Raw genomic sequence first — 24,024 nt, forward strand, 5'->3', positions numbered from 1 at the left:
CTTCGGCCCATCGCTGCGGCCACCCCATGGAGCTGTCATGTCCTCGATTCCGGGAACCATCGACGCGCCCTCGACCCGTCGGCGGCGCACCCTCCCCGCCGGCCTGGCGTTGACAGGTGCGGCGCTCGCGTTCACCAGCCTTTATCTCGCGGCGGGTGTGCTGACGCCCCTGCTGGTGCTCTACCGCCAGCAGTGGAACTTCGCGCCGTCGCTACTCACGCTGGCGTTCGCTGTCTACGCGATCGGCTTCCTCGCCGCCGTCCTCACCCTGGGGTCGCTGTCCGACCATGTCGGCCGGCGCCCGGTGCTGATCGGCGCGCTGGTGATCCAACTCGCGTCGAACGCCCTGTTCCTCGTCGCCCCCGACGTGAGCTGGGTGATCGCCGGGCGCATCGTGCAAGGTGTCGCCAGCGGCGCGGCGACGGCAGCCTTCACCGCAGCGCTCGTCGAACTCGCTCCACCGAACAGAAAGAGACTGGGTACGGTCCTGGGCAGTGTCGGCCTGACCGGTGGGCTGAGTGCCGGCTCCCTGCTGGCCGGTCTCGCCATCCAGCTCACGCCCAGGGCGAACTCGATCGTCTTCGCCGTCCTCATCGTCCTCACGATTCTCGGTGCCGTCGTCATCGCCCTGTCTCCGGAGACCATGCCCCGTACCGCGGGTGCGCTCCGCTCGATGGTTCCGCGCGTCGCCATCCCGCCCGCCGCCCGAGCGGAGTTCGCCGCCGCGGCGCCGGTGGTCGCCGCCGTCTGGATGCTCGCAGGTCTCTCCGGCGGGCTGGCCCCGAGCATGGTCCGCAGCGTCTTCCATCTGGACAGTGGCCTGCTCAACGGCGTGGCCGGGTTCATCGCGCCGGCGGTTTCGGCAATCGTCGGACTTGCCTTCGCCCGCATCGACCCGCGGCGAGCGATGATCATCGGAATCTACGCGTCCCTCGCCGGGGCCATCGGCATCATCGGTGGAGTGTTCGCCGGAAGCCTGGCCGTCATGATCATCGGGCAGGCTGTCGCCGGTGTCGGCTTCGGTGCGTCCTTCACCGCCGCGCTACGCCTCATCTTCCCGCTCGCGGCAGCGCACCAGCGCGCGGGAGTCGTCGGCGGAATCTACGTCGTCTCCTACCTCGCCTTCGGGCTACCCATCGTCATCGAGGGGCAGCTCGTCGGCCCTCTCGGCGAGGTGCCGGCAGTCGTCTGCTACACCGCGTTGACCGTCCTCCTGACGCTCATCAGCCTCGCCGGCCAGACCCGGATCAGAGGGCGCACCCGCGGCTGACGGACGCTCGGGTCGGTCAACGGCGCACCCGACAGCGCAGGTGAAGCACCCGGTTGCCCTGAATCACCACGTCAGGATCGTCCAACAGGTGCTGCGCGTGGACCGACCCGAAGTAGCGCTTGCCGGACCCGAACACGACAGGTACGACGTCCATGCGCACCTCGTCGACCAGGCCCGCGGCAAGCACCTGGCCGCCGACGTCGCCAGCGGCGACCTCGACGATGCGGTCCCCCGCGAGCTCCTGCGCCCTGGCCACGGCTGCCTTGACGCCGTCGACGAAGTGAAACGGCGCCTCGGGGTCCCACCCCTCGGGCTTCGGCCGGTGCGTCACGACGACCACGTGGTCGATCCCGCTCGGAGGCTTCCCGTCCCAGCCGTCCGTCATGTCGAAGACATGGCGGCCGGCGATCGTCACCCCGATCTGGTCCCAGTACGGTCGGATGTAGTCGAAGGACGCCTGTGACACCTTCAACGCGCCGCTCTCGTCCAACGGGACGTCACCGCTGGTCAACCAGTCGAACAGCGGTCCGGGCTGGTCGTTCTCGTCGGCGATGAAGCCATCCACCGACACCGAGCTGTACATGACTACTTCGCCCATGGGCAAGCTCCTCTGCTTGGAATGCCCTGAGGTTAGAGTTTCGTGGGCTGTCGCTCTTGTAAGGAATCAATCGGTCGGTAGCGGCCAGCCGTCCAGCACGTGGCCGGGATGTTCGCGCAGGAACCGCCGCCTGACTTCGACGTACCGGGTCGGTGTGAGCCCGGTGAAGGCCCGGAACTCGTGGCCGAAGTGGGCCTGGTCGAAGTAGCCTGCACCACCGGCGAGGTCGGCCCAGTCGACCGGTTCGGCGGGGTTGATCGACAGCACTGTGGCGGCGAAGCGGTAGCTGCGGGCCAACCGCTTCGGCGTGACGCCGATGAGCTCCTTGAACCGCTGCGCCAGGTGCGTGCTGCTGACACCGGCGGAAACCCTCAGGTCATCGATCGCCACCGCCCCGCTGGTCGCGGCGATGATGCGGCTCGTACGGCGGACCAGCCCCAGGCCGGCCGCGTCGCCCAGCCGTCGCATCAGCTCCTCCTCAAGCAGCGTCAACATCTCGTGGGGTCCGTCGGCCGTGGCCAGCCGGTCGCGCAGCTCAGCAGTGGCGGGTCGGCCCCACACCTGCTCCACCGTCACCGGCCGGTCGCACAGCTGCACTGCGGGCATCGGCAGGAACGGCGCCAGCCCCCACGGCTTGAAGTGCACGCCGATGGACCGGGTCCGGGGTGGATAGCCGAACTCGAACGCGCGGCTGGGCGTGGTGACCACGCAGCCGTCGGCGTACTCGGCCGTCTCGATCTCGGTGCCGGCCCGAATGCGAAACGGTGCCCCGAGGTTGACGATGAGGAACGCCGCCGGGCTTGCCGGCAGCGTCAGCCGGGCGTACGGCGGCGCACCCTCCAGGTAGTAGAGGTCGTCGATCAGCCCGTCCAGCGGCGGTCGAGGCACTCTGGACACGTACTCCACGCCCACAGTATCGCCGACGTGACAGCGGGGAACGTGGGTCACCACCAGTCGAAGTAGCGGCCCGCGTGAAAGATCCCCACGCCGATGGCGGCGACGACGCCGACCACGAGCACGACCGGAGCGATCACCACGCTGCCGGCCGCGATGCCGATAGCGCCAGCGGCGATGGCCAGACCCGCCCCGATGCCGACGCCGCCGGCCACCACCCCTGGCGTGTCGCCGGCCTCGGCGGCCCGGTTCATGCTGACGTACGAGACGGCGGCCAGACCCATGCCACCGATCACCAGTCCGGCGGTCATCGCGCTGACCGTGGCGACAGTGGCACCGGGCACGGCGATGGCGTACAGCTCCAGGCCACCGCCGACCGCGCCGAGCGCGTCACCGACGCCCATCTCCCAGTCGCCGTGCTGGTAGTCGCCCCACAGGGCGAACGCCGACAGACCGAACCCGACGACGCTGAGCCCCTTGCCGAGCATCCCGGTCCGGCCCGGCAGTCCGCGCACGTGCTCCGGGGCCGTGGCACTGGCCGGGATGTCCCGCCCGCGTCCCGGGTTGGTCGCCGTGCGGATCGCGTTTCCGGCGCTGGCCGGCGCGTCGGTCTCGGTGATGATGACGGCCTGGGACCGCTTGCCGGCCATAGTGCTCGGGTTGGCCTGGATCGCGGCGTCCGCGTCCCGGGTCGCCTCCCGGGCGATGTCACCGGCCTTGCCGTACCGGTCGGTCGACCTGACCTGCTTGACCGCGGTGCTGGTCTCCAGATCGAAGTCCGCCGTGTTGTCGCGCCACGGCACGCCGTACAGCCATTCGAGGATGTTGCCGCGGAACGTCCCCCGGCCGCCCTTGAACTTGAAGTTCCAGATGAACTTCTCGGCGGCGGGCGCGGTGTGCGCGGCAGCGCCACCGGTGACGCCGGGTGCGGCCGGCGTCTTGCCGGCGGAGTCGGCCGGCGGCGCGGCCGGTGGCGGTTCGGGTGGTGGGGCCGGCGTGGGTGGTGGCGGCTCGGCAGGTGGCGGCTCCGGTGGCGGCGGGGGTGGCGCCGGCTTCGGTTTCGGCGGTGCGGGAGGCGGCAGCACGGCGTGCAGCACCCAGGTGCCGCCCGGATGCTCGGACCAGTTGCCTCCCTCCAGGTTGAGGGTGACGTTGGCCTGGTAGTAGATGACCGAGTTCTTGTTGTTGATCCGTGGGTCGAGGGTTGCGCCGTGACTGTTGAGATAGCGGCGGAAGTCCTCCACAGTGGGGTTCTCGGACCCGGTGAAGTGGGACTCCGTGATGGAGATGTCGTGGGTTTCCGGCCCCTTGACAGTGGTGGGCTTGAACCCGGCCGGATCGGCCATTCCCACCGGATTGTTGCGGCAGTACCGGAACAGGTTGCCCCCGTCGGCGAAGCCGCCCGGATCGCTGCTCGCCCACCTGCCCAGCCACGGCACGTAGTACCGAGCGCCGGCGTAGCAGAAACCCGTCTCGTCGTCGACCTCGTGCCCGCCGAAGCGGTACCGCTTCAGGCTGAGGTCGTTGCCCGGCCGGCCGTACCGGTACGCGGTGGTGCCGTACGGGTGGTACTCCTCGTAGGAGATGAGCGCCCCTGCCGCGTCGGTCTCCAGCACGGCCGAACCGAGGTGGTTGCTGAGTTGGTAACGGATCAGCGGAACGCCGAGCGGGTTGGCCGGGTCGAAGCCGCCGACGTCGACGGTCTTGACGTCCACCTGGGCGACCGGGCCGGTGTCGTCGGCGATGGTGGTGGTCCATCGTTCGTGCTGGAGGGTGCCGGTGACCCGGTTGCGCCGCCGGAACACTGTGACCGCACCCAGGAAGATCCATTCAAGTTGGACGCTGCCCGGCCGGTCCACGACCTTGCGAAGCCGCTGCCCGCTCGCGGCGTAGACGAACCGGGCTTCGCCACCGCCACCGAGGTCGACCCGACGGAGCTGGTCGTGGACGTTCCACTCCAGGGCCGGCAGGTGCGGCATGACGGTCAGGTTGCCGACGGCGTCGTGCGCGTACAGGGCCGAGTAGGGGCCGCCGTCGGCGTCGCCGGGCAGGCTCGTGGCGGCCAGCCGGTTCGTGGCGTCGGCCGGGTCGTCCTGGTACGCGTACCGGTAGTGCCGGGTCCAGCCGGCACCCACCCCGGCCTGCGTCCGGAACCGGTGCCGGAGCACCGTGAGGTTGCCCAGCGGGTCGTACTCGTACTCCTCGGTGTAGGCACGTACCGCGCCGGCATCGGTGAGGCTACCGGCGGGCGGCACGTCGGTCTGGTCGCGGATCGCGTCGTTCGGCGCCCCGGCCAACTCCCGCCCGCTCGCCCGGATCAACTGGTAGAGCGGGTCGTACGCGTAGTCGCTGGCCGCCGGCACCGCCGCGTTGCCAAAGAAGGTGGGCGCGCCCGGCTCGGCCACCCGGGTCAGGTTGCCCACCGGGTCGTAGGTGTAGCGCAGGTCGCGCACCCCGGCGGTGAGCAGACGTTCCAACCGGAACGTCATCGGGTCGTAGAAGTACTCGGTGACCAGGCCGTTGCCGTGCCGTGCGAACCGCCGCCGACCCAGCGCGTCGTAGTCCTGCTCGGACAGGAACTCCACCTCAGCGCCCTGGCCGCGCAGCCGCGCGGTGAGCCGGCCCAGCATGCCGCCCTCAAGGTAGGTCGGTCGCAGCTCGGTGGCGTCGGGCAGGGTGACCAGTGTTGGACGGTTCACCGCGTCGTACTCGGCGGCGGTGCCGAAGACCTCGCTCTCCAGCAGTGGCGCCGCTGCGGCCAGCAGCGCGGCGTGGTCGGGCGCGGCGGCCACCGGTGACCAGTCCGGGCCGTCGACGTGGTCGGTGGCGAGTCTCCGTTCGGCGCGGTGCGGGTTGCCCTTGAAGTCCACCTCGGGCACCCGCACCTGGCCCGCCGGGTCGAACACCAGGTACGGCACGCCGTGCAGGCCCAGCGTCGCCGCGTCCGGATGCCGGTCGCCGAAGACCACGTACTGCACACAACGCTCCGCGCCGGCGGACTCGCTGACGTACAGGCCGACGGGCCGGTGCAGGGCGTCGTACGTCGTGCGGAAGGTCCGGCCGTGTTCGTCCCAGATCCGGCACACCCCACCGAGAACGTCCTGGAACACCCACCGCTCGCCCTTCTCCGCGCTCCACGACCGCACTCCCGCGCCGTGCATGGCGGTGGCCGCGGTGGCGATGTGCCGGCCCAGCGCGTCGTACCCGTCGGAGGACCGGCCGGTGAGGTCTCCGGTGGTGCGTACGCCGAACCGCTGGTCGGCGCCCCGGTCGGCCACCGTGTAGACGGCCCGGCCGAGGCTGTCGAAGTGGATCACGGAGGGTGTGTCGGCGTGCGTGGCGGCGAGCCACGCGGCGCGGGTGGCCGGGTCGGCCGGTTCCGGGTCGGACACGGCGGGGCTGCCCCGCTCGGCGTACCACTGGCTGTCGAGCACCGTGTCGTTGGCGTCGAACAGCCGGTGCGACCAGGCATTGGACTCGACCCGGCTGAGGGTGCCGTCCGGATACCGGGTCAGCACGGCCCGGCCCAGCGGGTCGTAGTAGCGGATCGCCGTGGCGCCGATCTCGCGCAGCGCCGCGGCGTCCTCGTACTCGTGGGTGGTGCTGAAGTAGGGCTGGTACCGCTTCACCGGGTTGCCCTTGTTGTTGACAACCGTGCGGCCGGTGCCGACCCAGCGCGGGTCGGCGTCCACCTCGACGGCCACCCCGTCCTCCCCCACCTCCAGGGCCCTGCCGGGATGCACCCGCGACTTGGTGATCGCCACCCCACCGGTGCCGGTGCTGTACTCGTAACTCTCCAGCCAGCGCGTGTTGGTCGGGCCGTGGCGTTCCCGGTGCCGGCCCCGGCTGTACGCGGGCTGGCCGTTGACCACCCAGTTGAACGGGTCGTAGGTGAATGTCAACGTCGGATCGTCGAGGGTGTCGCCGTCCCCGGCGCCGGGCCGGCCGAGCAGCGCCGAGGCCACCACCCGGCCCAACTCGTCGTAGCGCACCGCGCGGCGCTGCCCGTTCGGGTCGGTGACGAGGCTCGGGCCGAGCACAAGGTAGTTGTTCACAGCGGTGGTGACCGACCAGGACGCCTGGTCGATGGTCACCCGCTCGGTGAGCAGGTGGTAGTCGTCGAAGGTGACAGCCGTCGCCAGGCCCAGCGCGTCCAGGGCCCCGTTGGACAGGTAGAAGTGCGCGGCCGGATCGGCGGGATAGCGCAGCTCGCCGGAGGGGATCCACCAGTCCGGGCCGCCGTCGAGGTGCACGTAGCCGGCGGCGGTCAGGTCCGCGCCGGTCACCGCAGTGCCGTAACCCGCGGCCAGCGCGGCCGGGGTGAAGGCGAGTTGGTACGTCTGGTGCCCCAACCCCAGGCTGTCCCACTGACCGGCCGGCAGCGGCGTCAGCGCGTTGTCCCGGAAGCGCACCTGTGACCGGGACAGCAACCGCCGCTGCGCGCTGACCTCGTCCGCCACCACCTCGTACCCGATCGGGGTGGCCGCGGCGAACCCGGCGAGCAGTTCGGCGCGGGTGAACAGCGGGCCGGCCGGGGCCAGCCCGGTCAGCTCGTGCCCGACCGCCTCGTACGCGGCGCGGATCCGGTACGCCGGCACCGGCAGTGTCTCGTCGATGTCCGGGGTGTACCGCTGCTCGCCGTACGTGACGTGACGGCGTCGCTGTTCGGCGGTCACCTCGGCGGGCAGCTCCGGGTCGGGCGTGGTGCGACCGTAGACCACGGCGGCGGCCTGGACGACGGTGCCGTAGGGGCCGAGGACCAGGTTGAGCCGGTGGCTGATCCGGGGCTCGTCCGGCTGCCGGTCGTAGGAGAGGCTGACCGCCTCCCGTTCGACGGCGACGAACACCCGCGCGTCCAGCCGCTGCACCTGGTACGTCTGCTCGACCACCCCGTACGGGTGCTCCTGCGCGGAACTGCCGTCGTACGAGTACACCTCCTGCCGAAGCGGCAGGCCGCGCAACGCCCGCCGGCTCTCCCGCAGCTCCGCGGCGGAGACCCCGGCCGGCAGCTCCGCGGTGGGTAGGTGCCGGCCGGCGTACCACTCGGCGGACAGGTCGACCGGGGCGCCGGTGTGGTACCAGGTCTTCGTGGTGACCGGTGGCTGGAACAGCTCGGGCGAGGTGTCCTGGTTGCCGTCGACCGCCTCGACGCCCAACACGTGGTCCACGAACGACTCGCCGTCGATCTGCTCGACCATCCCGAAGCCGGCGAACTCCCGCTCGACGCCGTCGTAGTGCCCGTGGTGGTAGCGGTAGCCGGTGACCAGCCGGGTCCCGGTGATCCGGTCCACCTGCTCCACCCGCTCGACGACCTGCACCGGGAACGGCAGTCCGGTCACCCACGGCTGGCCGGCTCGCCGGTCGGCCAACTGGAAGGCGGTCGATGCGGCGTACTGGATGGTGGTCTCGCCGCCCAGGTTGTTCACCACCCGGGTGAGCAGGTGTGGCTTGCCGTCGGCGGCCAGATTCAGGTAGCGCACCGGGCCGGCCGCGTCGCCGGGCAGCGGCGACGACCACACCAGGCAGCCGGTGCCGGTACCCAGCAGGTCGGTCACTGTCACAGTCGAATCGGGCGTGACGTGCGGCAGGTCGGGCAGGTCGGCGGGGGCCGACCAGCCGTTGCCGGACTGGTTGTACCAGAGCCGGATCTCGCGCCGGCCCAGGTAGCACAGGTCCATCACGCCGGTGCCGTCCACGTCGGTGAGGAGCACCCGGGCTGGGTCGAACTCGTCCAGCCCGGTGAACCACGGCGCGTCGTCCATCTCGACCTTGGCGCCGAATCGTCCGTAACCGACGTTGGGCCAGTAGCAGACGGACCCGTCGCGGACCCGGACCAGGTCGGTGAGCCCGTCGCCGGACATGTCGGCGAGGAAGATGCTCTGCCGGTCGTCGGAGCGCAGCAGCCGCGGCCCACGGTCCTCGTCGGCGGGCCAGAGCGCGGGTCGCGCCGGGCCGTACCCCACCTCGGCCAGCGACTCGTGCCAGGCCAGCACTGTGTCACCGGCGATCAGCAGGTCGGCCCGGCCGTCCCCGGTGAGGTCCAGCAGCAGCAGGTCGGGGCTGGCCCAGTCGACGGCGGGCAGCTCGCGGAACGGCTGGAAGCCGGACCAGCCGGCGTCGTCGGTGCGGCGGACGAAACCGGCCGGTACGGTGCCGAGCTGGACCAGCTCGATCCGCCCGTCACCGTTCACGTCGACCAGTTGCTGGCGTCCGCCGGCCAGGTCGGTCAGCGACGGCACTGTGGGCAGCGCGGTGACCGGGCCGATCCGGCCGGCGCCGAGGTTCGGCCGGTAGTAGAGGGCACCCTCGTGCCCGGTCAGCACCCCGGCGATTCCTTCCCCGTCCAGGTCCACCCACAGCTCGGTCCGCCCGTCCACGCCGGCCGGCAGGTTCTCCAGGCTGCCGCGCTCCAGTTCCCTGGTGGTCGCCGCGATGGTGGCCGGTGTGTATTCGAAGGTCACCGGGGGCAGTGCGGCGCTGGTGTGCCCGCCGCCTGCGGCCGGGGCGTAGCCGCGCTGGGTCACCTCGACCAGTGTGGACAGCACCGGCCCGCTGGCGTATTCCAGCTCCACCGCGCGGACCAGGCAGTCCGCGCCCACCTCGGGCTCGTCAGGGAAGTGGTGGAACATCAGGATCCTGCGGCACAGCCGGTAGGTGCGGACCTCGAAGCCAGCACGGTAGGTGGAGAACGGGTCCGGCCGGCAGGTCCAGTCCCCGGTGTCAGCGGGCAGCGGGGTGTCCGGGTGGTGCTCGCCGTAGTCGAGCACGACCTCGAACAGCCAGCCGGCGTCGGCGATCCGGGCCGGCGTCAGGTCCACCGGGCGCCGGCCGTCGGGGTCGAGCAGCGGCACGGTGTTGCCGTACCGCACCGACTTGAGGTAGCGGTTCGCGTTCCGGTCGGTGCGGTGCCGTTCGTGCGGCCGGTCCAGGTCCAGGCCGGCGGTGTCCTCGGGCTTGTAGGCGTAGACGACAGCGTTGCCCCGGTCGTCGCGGGTCTCGCAGAGCAGCCAGGTGTGCACCCGCCGGCCCAGGCCGATGCGGGAGCCGCCGTCGCGGCCGTACACCGCCAGCAGGTTCGACCCGGACAGGGTGCGCCAGTGCACGTCACCGTCGGAGTCCCGGGTCCACCGCTCGATGCGGGCGAACGCCCCCTCGGTCCGTGGCCGGAACCGCTGCACCGTGTGCCCGGCGACCGGAGTGCCGCCGGGCACCGGAATCAGGTCGTCCTCCCCGGACAGCAGGAAGGTGTCGGTGTCGTCGTAGCGGGGCAGGCCGCGGTCGGTGCGCCGGCTGATGGCCGGCACGGGCAACTGCCAGCCGAGGCCGAACGGGCCGTTCCCGGCGCCCGAGTCGTAGCTGAGTGTCAGGTCGGGTTGGAACCCGGACCGGCCGCCGCTGACCGGGATGGGAACGGACATGCCGCCGGTCCCGGTGACGGGGTGGGCGGCGAACGTCTCGCCGATGGCCCGGATCGCGCCGCCGCCGGTGGGCAGGCTGATCGCCGGTCCACCGAGTCCCGGTCCGGTCGCGGCCCGACCGGCTGGCGGCCCGGTGCCGGTCGCGTCGGTCGGCGGCCCGCTCGGGCCGAATGCCCCGCCGGGAGCGCCGGCGCCGGTCGGGTCGGCGGAGCCGCGCCACCGGGAGCCAGGCCCCGGCGATCCGCCGCCGACCGGGTAGCTGGTCGTCACCGCTCCCCCTCAGCCGTCGAGCCGGTAGTGCAGCAGGACTACCAGGTCGCTCAGGCCGTCCGGGTCGGCCGCCAGCGTGACCGGGGTGCCGAGAACCAGCGGATCGGACTGACCCACGCACTGCCGCAGGTCGGCGTCCCGGTTCAACGTCACCGGGTCACCGGCCACCGTGAGGTCGTACGTCCCGGGATCACCGTCCACCCGGGCGTACCAGGTCACCTGGTCCACCACCGGCTGGTGGTCGCGGGCGAGGTACGGCAGGTGCTCCGGCCCGATGGTCAACTCGGTGCTCTGCTGCTGGGTGAGCTGCCACCACTCGTCCGGGAAGTGGTGGCGCAGGCTGTATGCCTGGTACAGCCCCGTCCGTCCGGCGTCGACGAGCATCTCGTTGAGCACCTCCCGTAGGGAGTCCTCGACCAGGCCGCGCAGCGTCGAGCCGCCGTCGCGGGCCGTGTAGCGCAGGTGCAGGATGATGTCGCTGATGCTGTCGTAGTCGAACTGGCGGACCGCCGTCGGCAGTTCCAGCCGCCAGGTGCCGATCGCGCCCTTGCCCTCGAACGGCAGGTAGCGGTCGTCGGCGAAGTTCAGCTCGAACATGCCGCTGTCGCTGAGGCCGCTGCTGGTCGCGATCGACTCGATCCCGCCCACGTTGTACGCGAAGCGCTCGTCACCGGGCACCTCTGTGTACTTGTCCTTGGCGCTGGTGCCGCCCTGCCGGGCCGCGGTGGAGCTCCGGTACCTGTTGCCGATCAGGGAGAGCTTCGCGGTCACCGGGGTGTACGGGCCGGCCACGCACGGGATGGACAGGCTGACAGTGCGGAGCCGGCGGAAGTAGTGCCCGGGGTGGTCCAGGTCGAACAGCGCCTCCGGCACGTTGACGACGCAACTGCCGGTGGCCCGCAGCTCGATCAAAGCCGCCGGGTCGAGCTGCGCCAGCGAGACGTGCCGGGTCAGCTCGCGTTCGCGGCTGTGCTGGTCGAGGTAGGCCACCTCCATCCGCTTCAGGTCGTGGCGCAGCGCGTCCGCCACTGTCAGCCCCTTGCGCAGGCTGTCCCAGTAGCCGGGTTGCAGGAACGTGGCCTCGCTGCCCAGCTCGTGGGCGAAGCACCGCTCGGCCTTCTTCGCCACGTCGAAGGCGAGCTGGTAGGCCCCGAAGTAGACGGAGCTGGCCCGGCTCACCATCCACTGGTACAGCTCGGTGTTTGTGTACTTGCCGCGCAGGTACTCCTCGGTGGCCCGGGCGTTGTCGGCCTCCTGGTCGTGCGCCGCCAGCTCGTCGGTGAGCATGGCCACGTGCAGCCGCCCGGTGAGGAGCTGCTGGTCGAGCTGGGTCAGTTCGAGACCGGCCAGCGCCGCCTGGTGTTCCCAGTCGTCCATCCGGCGGCGGTAGCCGCCCTGGTTGGCGGCCATCCCGGCGGCCTTGTCCAGGGCCCGGGCGATCGCTTCCAGGGTCATCACCGCCGAGTCGGCGGCGGCACCGGCCTTGTCCCCGCCGAGGGTGAGGGTCACCGTGGGTGAGCCACCGAAGCCAGCGCCACCAGCAGTGAAGTTGGGTATCAGCTTCAGCCCGCCGGACAGGATGTAGCCCACGGCGATCGCGGTCTCGCCGAGCAGCGACACCCCTGACAACGCGGTGGCGGTGATCTCCCAGGCGTTCATGTACGGCCGGCCGGCGTAGTAGCGTTGCCGCTCCTCCACCACCTTGCGGCTCAGTTCCAGCGCCGCGACGTTGCCCTCGGCCTCCGCGATGGTGGCGAGCTTGACCGCCCGCACCGCGTCGAGCAGGGCGATCTCCTGGCCGGCGCGCAGCCGGGCGAGTTGCTCGGCGTCCCGCTTCTCCATTGCCGCGAGCAGCCCGCCGCCCAGCTCACCGACGTACCCGACGAGTTCGGTGGCCTTCTGGGCCAGCACCCGGAACCGGTAGTTCGGCAGCGGTGCGCCGAGCCCGGCCAGGAACGACGAGACGGACATGCCGGCGGCGGCGGCCCGGACGAGTGCCCCCGGGTCGATCGGCGGCGAGAACAGGGCGAGCATGCTCTCCACCCCGTCGATGTTCTGGCAGTTGCGGATCTTGAACAGCCGATCGCCGATCAGGTCCCACAGCCGGAGCATCTCCTCGTTGGGCGGGACGCAGAAGTACAACGCGGAGTAGCTCAGCGGGCTGGGCAGTTCCGCACCGCCGTGCGGCAGCAGGTCCAGGTCGGGGATCAGGTTCTCCAGGTCCAGCAGCGCGTTGCCGAACAGGTCCACGGTGGCCTGGAGCTGGTTCACGGTGGCCGGAGCCGGGCTGACCAGCGGCGGCACCACGCTCGGCTTCGGCCCGAGCAGTTTGTCGGCCAGAATGTAGAGCTGAGTGGCCTGGGTGACGGACTCCCTGGTGAACTGCCGGAACAACTGGTCACCCCAGTCGACAAGGTTCTTGATGTAGCTGACCACCACGGCGAGCTGATAGGCGACCGGCCGGCTGCGGGCCACCACGTGCGGGTTGAACGGCTTCGCCCGCCACTGCTCCACAGCGAACTTCAGGTCGGTGATGCTGGCCCCCGACGGGTCGGCCGCGATCGCCGTGAGAATGTCGCCGATCCGCTGGTTGAGCAGCTCGGGCACTCCGGTCTGGAAGAACGGCTTGGTGACCCAGTACTTCTGCGGGGCATCGGCGCCGTCGGCGGTGCCGACCGGGTTGAAGATGTGGTGGAACCAGTTCCGCGCCTCGGCGAACCGCTGGTCCCGGTTGAGCCGCAGCGCGATGTCGAACGGAAGGTGGTAGAACAGCTCCCAGTTGTAGCCCGCGTACGCGCCGTCCGCGGCGAAGTCCAGGTCCTCCACCGGGTACGGCGACACGACCACCGGCGCCGGCTGGTAGGTGTCAGCGAAGTCGAACCCCGTGTTGGTGAGCTGGGTGGTCCGGCTCAGCAACGCCGGCACGCCCGACCGGTGGACGGTGGCCCGCAGGAAACACAGCAGCGGGTGGTAGAAGTTCGCGAACCGCACCCCGTACGACAGGGTGCCGTAGACCTCGAACTCGGCCACCAGCCTGTGGTACTCCGCGTCCTCGGTCATCGCCTGCACGGCGGCCGCGAGGTCGTGCGCCGGGTCCTCGGCGTATCGGCGCAGATACTCGGTGAGCAGAGCCAACACGTCACGGGCGAACTCGTCCACGTCGCTGTACGTCTTCTCGATCCGGTCCGCCGGGTCCTCGGCACGCCGGTCGTAGAAGCCCGGGATGATCACGTAACCACGGTCGTAGTCGCCGTAGAAGTACGGCATCAGGGTGCCCAGCGGCAGCACCGGCCGGCGGTCGTGGGTGCCTCGGACGCTCTGCACCAGCCCCAGCAGCATGACGATCCAGTCGAGCAACGACATCTGCATGGGGTACGTCACCCGGAACCGGCCGGGCGTCTGCGCCACCAGCGTCTGGAACGCGCCCATCAGCGGAGTGCTGATCGCCAGGTCGTTCTGCGTCCGGAAGACCAGTTCGGTGAACCGCTCGGCCAACAGTTCGGTGTCCTTGAACACCGGCGACAGCTGCAGGTTGCCGGAACCGCCGCCCGGCATCGGCTCCGGATAGCCTCGGCAACCGGTCAATGCGAACGAGCCGACGAACTCGGAGCCGGTGAGCACGCTGATCGCCTGACCGGCCGCTCCGGCCGCGTACGCGAAGCAGGTGAACTCGTCCGCGGCGGGGAGGTCCTCCCGGTAGCCGCTCGCCGGGTAGTACAGCGCGTCCTTGGAGATCTTCTTCGGCTGCCAGCGGTCCTGCGTCCGCTCGCCGATGGCCAACTGGATCCGCCACCGCCGACGCGGCCGCTCCGTCTCGGTGCCGCCCGGCGGGATGCCGTCCGGGTCCGGAATCTGGGAGGTCTGCGCCGTGTCGGTCTCCTGCGTGAAGACCGGCCAGGCCACTGTGAGCCGGCTGTTGCGGTCGAAGGCGAGCAGGTGGTCGCCAGCGATGTCCAGCGGCACCCGCCGCCACGGCGTCCAGTACCGCTCCCGCTCGAACTGCCTGTGGTAGTACACAGTCGGGTCGCCGCCCCGGGTGCGGGCGAACACGTGCATGAGATGCCTGTCGTGCTGGTAGTAGCAGGCCATCACGTCCAGGTGCGCCAGGTCGTCCAGCTTCTCCAGGTACGCAATGGTGGCGTTCTCCACCGCCAGGTCGGTCAGCTCGTCCTGCTGCAACTGGTCGTCCAGCTCGGTGAACAGCTCCGACTTGTCGTCCCGCAACTCCGGCAGGATCCAGTTCTCCGGATACAGGAAGATCTTCCGGTTGGCCTCCCACACCCGGTAGTTGGCCATCCAGTTCCACTGGTCCCAACCCGGATCCTCGGTGACCGCCGCGACGCTGTCCGGCTCCAGGCCCAGCAGGCAGCGCTGCACGAACAACTGAACTGTGGCGTGCGCCTGCACGATGCGCGACGTCGCCATGCAGGCGCCCATCTCGACATCGATGAGGAAGTGGTCGTACAGGTCGTTGGTGTCGCGCAGCCCCGGGTTCTCGGCCAACAGGTACGCGACCAGCGCGTCCCGTTTGGCCACCCGCAGCCGGTCCTGCACCCCTTGGAGCACCCCGAACCACTCGGCCTCGGCGTAGCGCGCCTTCAGGGCCTGCCGCATGGTGGCCGCCCCCGCCGCCGTGGTGACCGGCTGGCCCAGCGGCACCGCCGCCGCCACCGGTAGGCCCAGCCGGCGCAGCACTGTGAGCGCCTGGGCCAGTCGCTGGATCGTCGCCGGTGACCGGTACGCGGTGAGGTCCACCGCCGACAGTTCGAGGTGGGTGTCGAGGTCGGTCAGCACTGTGGCGTCCCAGCCACCGAGCTGCGCCAGATGGGTGTGGACCTGCGTGGCGGTGGTCCCGGCCGCCAGGACCAGGTCGAACAGCCCGTACACCGTCCACGGCGCGGCTGCGTCCAGCGGGTTCGCCACCGGCGGGTAGGTGCGGGCCAGCTCGACCCCGGCGGCCAACCGGATCCAGTCGGTCAACGGGACCGGCGGCCGGCCGGTCTGGTACGGCACCCGGTCCGGGGCCAGCCAGCCGAGCGACAGGGCGTTCGCCAGCAGCCAGCCGAGGTCCGCGTCGGGCACCCTCAGGTGGTCGACGAGCCGGCTCAGCACGTGCAGCAGGCGCAGTGCCCGGTACTGCTCGTCGAACCCGGCCGGGGTGACCGCCGGCGGCGTCGGCGGCTCGTTCACAAGATCCACCAGCGCGTCGTCGGTGAGCACCGCGAGCAGCGGCCGGGTCAGCTCCGCGCCGGCCAGCACTGTCGCGGCGGCGTCCGCCGAGAACCCGAAGGTGTCGGCCACCGCCGCCACCGCCAGCTCCTGCTTGGTACGGGTGTACGCGTAGCTGGACAGGGTCGTGGTGATGGCCAGCAGCAGCGTGGTCTGCTGGGCCTCGGTGGGGCTGGCCACGATCGCTGCCGTTATCGGTGTGGTGTCCACGAGGGCGGCGAGCTTCGCGTCGACGAACTGCGCCGGGGTGGTCACCGCATCGGTCCAGCCACCGTCCACTATCGAGGTGAAGCCGGCCAGGTCCGCCTCGGTCATCCCGGGCACCACGGCCAGCAGGGCACGCAGGCCCGGCAGGTTCTCCTCGGGGGGCGCCGCCGGGTCGACAGCGGGTCGGGTCGCCGCGTAGCCACTCTGGTAACCGGCCTGCAAGCCGGTGAGCACCGCGGTCAGCGTCTCGTCCGGCAGGTCCCGCGCGGCCAGGTCGTCGGCTTCGTGTCGGAGCAGGTAGCGCAGGTCGGCCGGGCTGATGCCGGTGCCGGCCCGGGCGGCGTCGAGCAGCGCGACGAAGGCCAGCGCGGCGGCCGGTGTGGTGAGCGGATCCGGCCCGATCAGATCCTTCATGGTCAGGTACTCGCTGACGCTGAGCCCGAGCGCCCGGGCCAGCAGTGTTCCGGCGTACACCGTGTGCAGGCCGACGTTGCTGACGATCGCCGGGGCCGGAAGGTCGGCCACCAGTAGAGCGGTGTCCGCCGTGGTGGCCCCCAGGCAGGTCGCCAGGTACGCCTCGTGCGCCGACAGCGGAGCACCGGAGCCGGGTGTGGTCAGCTCCGCCTGCTCGTTGGCGAGCACGTTTGCCGGCTCGAGCGCTTCGAGGACCGGGCCGTTCGCCGTGTTGCGGAACACCTCGGCGTACCGCGACTCGTCCAGCGGCGCGAACAGGTCGACCACCTCGGGCAACGGCAGCCCGAGCCGCGCGGCCAGCCGGTGCAGCGCCGCCACCGTGACCAGGAGGTCGTCGTCCAGGGCGCCACCGCCCAGCGCGTCGGCCCGGATCGCCCGGTCCAGCAACGGCGGCGTCCAACCGGTGCAGGCCGGCGCGCGCAGCAGACGCAGGAACCTGTGGATCCGGTCCAGGCGCGCGTCGGTGAGCTGCTGGATCCGCTTTGCGCTGAGGTCGGACCCGGTGTCCAGGTGCTTGACGAACATGGCGTTCCCGGGATTGACCCAGGCCAGCGCCAGCAGCTCGGTCAACTCCCGATAGTCCAGGCGCGCCCGAGCGAGGAAGTTGTCCACCCGGGCGATGCCGCCCAGAGCGCCGAGCGGCGCGGTGTTCCAGATGTCGTCCTGAGCGGCCGGGTCGGCTGTGACCACCAACTGCCGCTGCGCGTCGCTGATCCCCAGTTCCTCGGCCGCGATGGCCTCGTCGCTCGGGCCCGCCGACCGGCGCAGCGCCCGCATCACGTCGGCCCGGGCGATGTCGAACTGGTCGAAGTAGCTGCGGGTCTCCTCGTGCGCCAGGTCGAACGGCAGGGCGAACGCGTACCGGCTGCCCGCCAGCAGGGCGAACGCGGCGGCATTCACGTACTGCGGCGCGGCCGCCAACTCCAGCGCGGTGCCGGTGGTCTGGCGCAGTCGGCGCACGAACCACCCGCCGGCCCCATCCGGGCTCGCCTTGGCCACCACGCCGACGTCCCGGACGACGCGAGCCCCGGCCAGGTCCGGCTCGTACACGAGGGAACGGTCGGTGAACGGCCAGCCCTGGCCCTGCAACAGGCTCAGCAGCCCGGCCGACGGCGCCTCCACCGGGTCGACGCCGCCGCTCAGCGGGCCCCCGAACGCCAGGCCCGCGTCCGGTGCCACCGCCTCCTCCAGCAGCTCACACACCAGGTCCAGGTAGGGCAGCGGAAGGTCGGTGTTCTCGCAGCTCAGATCCAGGTCACCGAGGTCCGGCCGGCGACCGTACAGCACGTCCCGGGCGACCTTGGTGGCCGGACCCGGCGTGTCGGCGTCGGTGACCAGCCGGTTACCGAGGAACTGAAGGGCGTCCACCAGGTACGCGGCGGCGCTGTGCACGCTGCGGCACGGCTCGCAGTAGCTGGAGTCGGCGAGCTGGAACAGGCTGCTCAGGTTGGGAAAGTCGGCGCTGACGGGGGTGAGGTCCGGGGCCACCGAGCCGCCCAGGGCCCGGACCGGCAGCGCCCGCGCCGCGCTCTGGAGTTCGCCGGCCAGCAGCCCGCTCGCCACGTGCACGTCCACGGCCCGGCGATACACCGACCGGGCCTGCTCGTCGGTGAACCGGCCGGTGTTCACGGCGGTGGCCACGAACCGCGTCTCGCCGAGGGCGTGGATCCGGGCCGCCGACGGCACGTTGGCCGCCAGCAACGCCGTGGTCTGCCGATAGGTTGGCGCCAGCTTGAAGATCCGCTGCGTGGCCTTGAGCGCCGGCCGCCCGGTCCGCAGCCGCTCCGGGTGGTCGCGCAGCAGCCGTTCCACGTTGCCTGTCGCGAGGTCGAAGTCCGGATTCGCGGTGAGCAGTTCGAGCACCGCGTCCCGGTGCCCACCGAAGGCGCGTTCGGCGGCCCTGGCCCGCTCGTCGGTGCCGGGCTGTTCGTCGGGGTCGACCCGTTGACCGGGGCCGGGCCGATCGCCGTTGCCGTCGGGTCGTTCGGCTGCGGCGGTCGCTGTGGTGTCGGCCACGGCGCCCGCGTCGCGTTCGAGTTGCGCGGTGAAGGCAGTGGTGGGATAGCGCCTCTCCAGCTTGCGGGCCAGCGCGCCGGCGTGCAGGTCGATCAGCTCCGGCCGGACCGGCTGACCAGCGACCCGGACATCCGTTGTGCTGTCCCGCAACACCCGCCGCCAGTCCGCCGGGGCCAGCCGGGCCAGCCGGCGAACGTCGGCCGGCCGCTCGATTCCCTCGCGGTCGCGGACCCGGTCGACGATCGTCTCGTCGTAGCCCAGCACGTCGGCCAACACGCTCGCCGCGCCGGCCGCCTCGGCGGCCGACCGGTCGGGAAACGCCGCCGCGTCAGCAAGCCGGGCGATCAGCCCGGGCAGGTCACCGGCGGCGTCGGCGGCGAGAAGAGTCTGGACCCGCTCGTGCGCGCCGTCGGCGAGGAACCGCTCCACCCGCCCGTACAACACCTTCGGCCGTTCCTGCGCGACGTACTCCTTGGCCTCCGGCCGTACCCGGGCCAGCATGTCGAGGATCCGGTCCAGCTCACCGAGCAGGTCCTCGGGAACGTAGCGATGGCGCACGGCCTCGGCGACGGCGTTCCGGACGGTGTGCTCGTCGAGCAGGGCCATGTCGTAGTACAGCGGCCGCAGCTCGGTGTTCAGATCGACGTCGAACCGGGCGAGCGCGGCGCCGGTGCGACTCGCTGTCAACAGCGTCCGCTCGGCGAACAGCGCGTAACCGAACACCGCCGGCAGCTTGTAGGACGCGGCCAGTTTCTGCGCCACACCGAAGTGCGCCAGCGCCGTCGCGGGCAGTCCGGTCTCGGCGGCCAGGAACGTCACGTCCTCGACCTCGTCGTCCTGCCGCAGCTCGTACAGCGCGACCTCGCCGAGCAGCGGGACGATCGTGGCGAGGATCCGCTCGTACTCACTGCGTTCCCGGTCCCCGCCACCGGACAGATCCACTGTGAGCGCGGCAAGCTCGGGAGCGTTGAACAACACAGCGCTCAGCGGCGGATCGGACAGAAGGCGATCACCAGCGGACACGCGGACGAACAGGTCGGCGGACTGCTTCTCGGAGCGGGTGAACCGGTCCCGCGAGTAGTCGATGCGATACAGTCCGTCATCCCCGGTGATCGCCTCGCCGAGCTGCTCGGAGTGCCGCAGGTCCCGGTCGAACGCTCCGATCGTCAGAGCGTTTGCCGGCTGCCCGTCGGCCCAGCGCACCCGACCCACCACGACGAACCGGGACGGCGGCTCGGCCAGCACCATCTGCACCGCGTCCCGGGTCGCCCCGTCCACAGTGCCGGTGACCGGCAGCTTGTGCGTCCGTTGGAACTCGGCCACTCCACGGCGGGTGGTCGGCCCGTACCGGGCGGCGACCAGTTCGTCGGTGGCGATGTCAGCGGGCATCCGCAGCAGCGCGGTGTGCAGCCGCCGGACGTCGTCGCTGGGGCGGTGGCGGCGCGAGCCCATCGGGGTGGTCATGAGCATCTCCGATCGTCCGCCAGCCGGCGACGGCGGCTGTCTGACGCCGGTACGACCGGGGGCTACCTGGCATCCTGCGGATCGGAGGAGCACGCAGCATCACATTGTCCAAGATCCGCCTTCCCGTTTGGCTGAACGGCAGCGGGCGCTGCCGGGACGGCCGGTGGCAGAGCCGGGACTTCCCGGGCAGCACCCTCAGCCTCAGTGACACTGCACCGGCTGAGCAGCGACCCAAACGGTGAGCGACATCGTCTCGGCCAGCAGCCGGCGGCATTTGAGGTGGATTACCGGTCATTCCAGATCGGCTCGCACGGGTGCAACAATGCGGGAATGAACGTTCGGGAGCGCAGCAACGTCACCGTCACGGGTCGGGAAGGTGGCCCGATGGTGATGCTCGCCCACGGCTTCGGATGTGACCAGAACATGTGGCGGCACATCACGGCGACGCTCGGCGAGCAGTCTCGCGTACTGCTCTTCGACCACGTCGGTGCGGGGCGCTCCGACGTCACGGCGTGGGACTCGGATCGGCACGCGACTCTCGACGGCTACGCCCGCGACGTCCTGGAGATCTGCCGTGATCTGGACCTTCGCGACGTGATCTTCGTGGGGCACTCCGTGAGCGCCATGATCGGCGTGTTGGCTGTCAACGAGCAGCCTGACCGCTTCGCCGGCCTGGTCCTGCTGACTCCCTCACCCTGCTACATCGACGAGGAGGGCTACCGGGGCGGGTTCACCCGTGACGACATCGACGAGCTGCTGGATTCGCTGGACAGCAACTATCTCGGATGGTCGGCCAGCATGGCGCCGATGATTATGGGAAATCCCGACCGGCCCGAACTGGGCGAAGAACTGACTGCCAGTTTCTGCCGCGCCGACCCGACCATCGCGAAGGCGTTCGCGAGGGTCACCTTCCTGTCCGACCATCGTGCCGACCTGGCGAGGGTACGAGTGCCCACGCTGGTGATCCAGTCGGCGATCGACGCGATCGCGCCCCCCGAGGTGGGCGCCTACGTCAACGACCAGATAACGGGCAGTCGCCTGGTCACGCTCGACGCCACCGGGCACTGCCCACAACTGAGCGCACCGCAGGCCACGGCGCAGGCCATCGCCGCGTTCGTGGCCGAACGCCGGTGAGTGAACCGGTGCCCCGCACGGGGTCGCGCTGCGGGCTGCGGGACGCCGCAGAGTTTCCCGCCATGCTGGAGGACAACATCGACGATCTCTACGACGGTTCGCCGTGCGGGAACGTCTCCACGTTACTGGACGGCACCATTGCCAAGATCAATGCGACGTTGCTCGGTTGGCTCGGCTACACCCGCGAGGACGTCATCGGGCGCAAACGCTTCAGTGACCTGCTCACCGTAGGCGGGAGGCTGTATCACGAGACACATTTCGCCCCGACGCTACAGATGCAGGGCGAGATCAACGGTGTCGCCCTCGAACTCAGGCGCGCGGACGGATCCCGGTTACCAGTGCTTGTCACCTCCGTGGTCAAGACGGGCAGTGACGGCCAACCCCTGCTGATCCGTACGACAGTCTTCGACGCCCGCGAACGTCGCGCATACGAAAACGAGCTCCTACATGCCCGCCAGGAAGCCGACGCCGAACGGGAACGCCTGCGGGGATTGATCGCCGGACTGCAACACAGTCTGCTGCCGGACACGTTGCCGGCCCCGCCGCGTACACAGACCAGCGCCTATTACCACATGGCCTCCGCCGACCGGATCGGCGGAGACTTCTACGACCTGTACCCGCTCGACGCGAGCCGGTGGGGGTTCTTCCTCGGCGACGTGTGCGGCAAGGGCCTCGCCGCTGCCGCCACGACCGCAGCCGCCCGACACACCCTGCGCACCGCTACCGCCTACGACCCGGATCCCGCCGCCGCGCTCGCCCACCTCAACACCGTTCTCTACCAGGATCACCGCAGCCGGTCACACCGCCACTGCACGGTCATCCTCGGCATCCTCACCCCGACGCCAACCGGCTACTCGATCACCCTCGCCGGTGGTGGCCACCCCGCCCCCATGCTGCTGCGCGCCGACGGCACCGTCGAGCCGCGACCCACCACCGGCGGCACCATCATCGGCGGCCTCCGCACACCACGCATCGCGACCCGGACCTTCCCCCTGGAGCCCGGCGACACGCTGATCCTCTACAGCGACGGCCTTCTCGAAGCCCGTTCCGGTCTCGGCGCGGAGCAGTTCGGCGAAGAGTCGCTGCAGGAATTCCTGGCCCGGCTGGCGCCCACCACCGCGCCCGCGGCAGTCAGTGCGCTTACCGAACTCCTCGCCACCTTCCAACGGCTCGACGACGACGTGGCCCTCATGGCAGTGTCGCTCGATGCAGGCCCGCCTGCTCACACTCGCGCCTAGTCGTACGCACAGTGCCCCTCCGTCGGGGCCGATCCGACCGGCCAGGAGCACCGGTGAAGGTGTCGGCCGAAGGCATGCCCCCGGCGTCGAAGCCCACGAGCAACTCGGTGCCGGGCGCCAGGCGACGCTTCTGCCCCGGATCGCCAGCCGGAAGTTGAAGCTGACGCGAGCTGATACGCCGTCCATGCCAGCCCTCCAGGGGTCGCTGTGCGCCCTGGAGCCGGGGTCGATCTCGGGTCACTCCTGCGGCGCGATCAGCCTGTCGTCGGTGGTGTCGTGGACCGTGATCGCTTCCACCGGGCACGAGTCGGCGGCGTCGAGGACGACCTCGGCCGGGGCGACCACGTCGGCCAGCGGCGCGGACAGACCGCCTACCAGGTGGAAGTACTCGGGCGCGGTACCGGCGCAGATGCTCGTGCCGATGCAGCGGCGTGAGTCCACCCCGATCCGCCAGGCGGCGCTCACCAGGCCACCGGCATGCCGAGCAGGCCCCGCACCAACATGCCCCGCTTCCACTCCAGCTCGGCTTCCGGCACGGCGAGCCGCAATCCGGGCAGGCGTGTCACGAGGGTGGCGACGGCGACCTGCAACTCCATGCGGGCCAACTGTGCGCCGACGCAGTGGTGCACACCGTGCCCGAAGCCCAGGTGCGGGTTCTGCTCGCGGGTGAGATCCAGCCGGTCCGGGTCGGCGAAGACGGTACCGTCCCGATTCGCCGATGACAGTGAGCCGAGAACCGGCTCACCTGCCCGGACCAGCACCCCGCCGACCTCGACGTCCTCCTTGGCGTACCGGGCGAAGGAGGAGCCGACGCCGAGCGGCACGTACCGCAACAGTTCCTCCACCGCGGCCGGCACCAGCGACGGGTCGGCCCGCAGCTGAGCGAGCTGGTCCGGGTTGTACAGCAGGACGTAGACGAAGTTGGGGATCTGGGTCACAGTGGTCTCGTGGCCGGCCGCGAGCAGCCCTCCGGCCAGCTCCACCAACTCGGTCTCGCTGAGTCGATCCTGATTCTCGTCGCGGGCCCGCACCAACGCGCCGAGCAGGTCGTCGATCCCCGGCTCGCGGCGGCGCTCGGCAACCAGATCACCGATGTAGCCCCAGAGATTGTTCAGGTACTCCTGGATCGTCTCCATCGGCAGGGAGGTGGTCGAGACGATCGCCTCGGACCAGATGTGGAAGCGGTCGCGGTCGGCGTACGGCACCCCGAGCAGCTCGCAGATCACCTGGATCGGCAGCGGCGTGGCGACGTGCTCCACCAGGTCGGCCGGAGGACCGAGCCGGACCAGGTTGTCGACGAGCGCGTCGGCGATCTCCTGGGTTCGGGGGCGCAGCGCCTCCACCCGACGTGCCGTGAACGCCTTCGCCACCAACCGGCGCAGCCGGGTGTGATCGGGCGGGTCCAGGGTCAGCATGCCGCTGTACTGCTGGCGCGGGGTGAGTCGGGGCTCGTCGCGCTGGACGGCCGGGGCGCGGCCGAACCGCACGTCGCCGAGGACCGTACGGACGTCCTCGTACCGGGTGGCGAGCCAGGCCTCCTCGCCGTAGGGGAGCTTCACGCGGGTCATCGGCTCGTTCTCGCGCAGCTCGCCGTAGGTCGGATCGACGACGAGGCGGTCGGGCACACTGAACGGATACGGCCGCGCGGGCGGAACGCTTCGACTCTCGGTGGTCTGCGCGCTCTCCGTCATCCGGATTCCCTTCGTCGAGACGGCGTGATCCTCAGGTCGGGCACCACGTTCGTAGCGGCGCCGGATTGCCAGCGTCCAGGGCTTGCGGGCAGCACACATCAACGCTTAGTAATCTGTCGAT

The 24,024-nt window shown here is 70.8% G+C and carries 9 protein-coding genes; 3 read left to right on the forward strand and 6 right to left on the reverse strand.

The window, feature by feature from the left end; genetic code table 11:
* Positions 1 to 37: 37 nt before the first annotated feature.
* Positions 38 to 1,270, forward strand: a complete 1,233-nt coding sequence (locus MED01_RS08940; protein ID WP_238668039.1) for an MFS transporter — start codon at positions 38 to 40, stop codon at positions 1,268 to 1,270.
* A gap of 16 nt (positions 1,271 to 1,286) precedes the next feature.
* Here MED01_RS08940 and MED01_RS08945 read toward each other — a convergent pair whose 3' ends face one another.
* The 4 genes from MED01_RS08945 to MED01_RS08960 form a co-directional block, all read right to left on the reverse strand.
* Complete coding sequence (locus tag MED01_RS08945; protein WP_238668040.1) at positions 1,287 to 1,868, reverse strand: dihydrofolate reductase family protein; 582 nt, start codon at positions 1,866 to 1,868, stop codon at positions 1,287 to 1,289.
* A 66-nt stretch (positions 1,869 to 1,934) separates the two neighbouring features.
* Complete coding sequence (locus MED01_RS08950; RefSeq protein ID WP_238668041.1) at positions 1,935 to 2,774, reverse strand: helix-turn-helix domain-containing protein; 840 nt, start codon at positions 2,772 to 2,774, stop codon at positions 1,935 to 1,937.
* A 38-nt stretch (positions 2,775 to 2,812) separates the two neighbouring features.
* Positions 2,813 to 10,450, reverse strand: a complete 7,638-nt coding sequence (locus tag MED01_RS08955) for a SpvB/TcaC N-terminal domain-containing protein (RefSeq protein ID WP_238668042.1) — start codon at positions 10,448 to 10,450, stop codon at positions 2,813 to 2,815.
* 9 nt (positions 10,451 to 10,459) lie between these two features.
* Positions 10,460 to 19,840, reverse strand: a complete 9,381-nt coding sequence (locus MED01_RS08960) for a Tc toxin subunit A-related protein (RefSeq protein ID WP_238668043.1) — start codon at positions 19,838 to 19,840, stop codon at positions 10,460 to 10,462.
* A 330-nt stretch (positions 19,841 to 20,170) separates the two neighbouring features.
* Between MED01_RS08960 and MED01_RS08965 the strand changes: the two genes are divergently transcribed.
* Positions 20,171 to 20,974 (forward strand): alpha/beta fold hydrolase, encoded by an 804-nt coding sequence (locus MED01_RS08965; RefSeq protein ID WP_238668044.1) that lies wholly within the window; start codon positions 20,171 to 20,173, stop codon positions 20,972 to 20,974.
* Between the two features lie 62 nt (positions 20,975 to 21,036).
* The gene (locus tag MED01_RS08970; protein WP_238668045.1) at positions 21,037 to 22,212 is read left to right on the forward strand and encodes a PP2C family protein-serine/threonine phosphatase; all 1,176 of its coding nucleotides are present in this window, start codon (positions 21,037 to 21,039) and stop codon (positions 22,210 to 22,212) included.
* Between the two features lie 237 nt (positions 22,213 to 22,449).
* Here MED01_RS08970 and MED01_RS08975 read toward each other — a convergent pair whose 3' ends face one another.
* Both MED01_RS08975 and MED01_RS08980 read right to left on the reverse strand, forming a co-directional pair.
* Positions 22,450 to 22,677, reverse strand: coding sequence for a ferredoxin (locus tag MED01_RS08975; protein ID WP_238668046.1), 228 nt, complete (start codon positions 22,675 to 22,677; stop codon positions 22,450 to 22,452).
* On the reverse strand, positions 22,674 to 23,903 hold the full coding sequence (locus MED01_RS08980; protein WP_238668047.1) for a cytochrome P450: 1,230 nt from the start codon (positions 23,901 to 23,903) through the stop codon (positions 22,674 to 22,676). Before MED01_RS08980 ends, MED01_RS08975 begins: the two co-directional genes overlap by 4 nt.
* Positions 23,904 to 24,024 lie beyond the last annotated feature (121 nt).

This window comes from Micromonospora alfalfae, from assembly GCF_022230925.1.
Lineage (GTDB): Bacteria > Actinomycetota > Actinomycetes > Mycobacteriales > Micromonosporaceae > Micromonospora > Micromonospora alfalfae.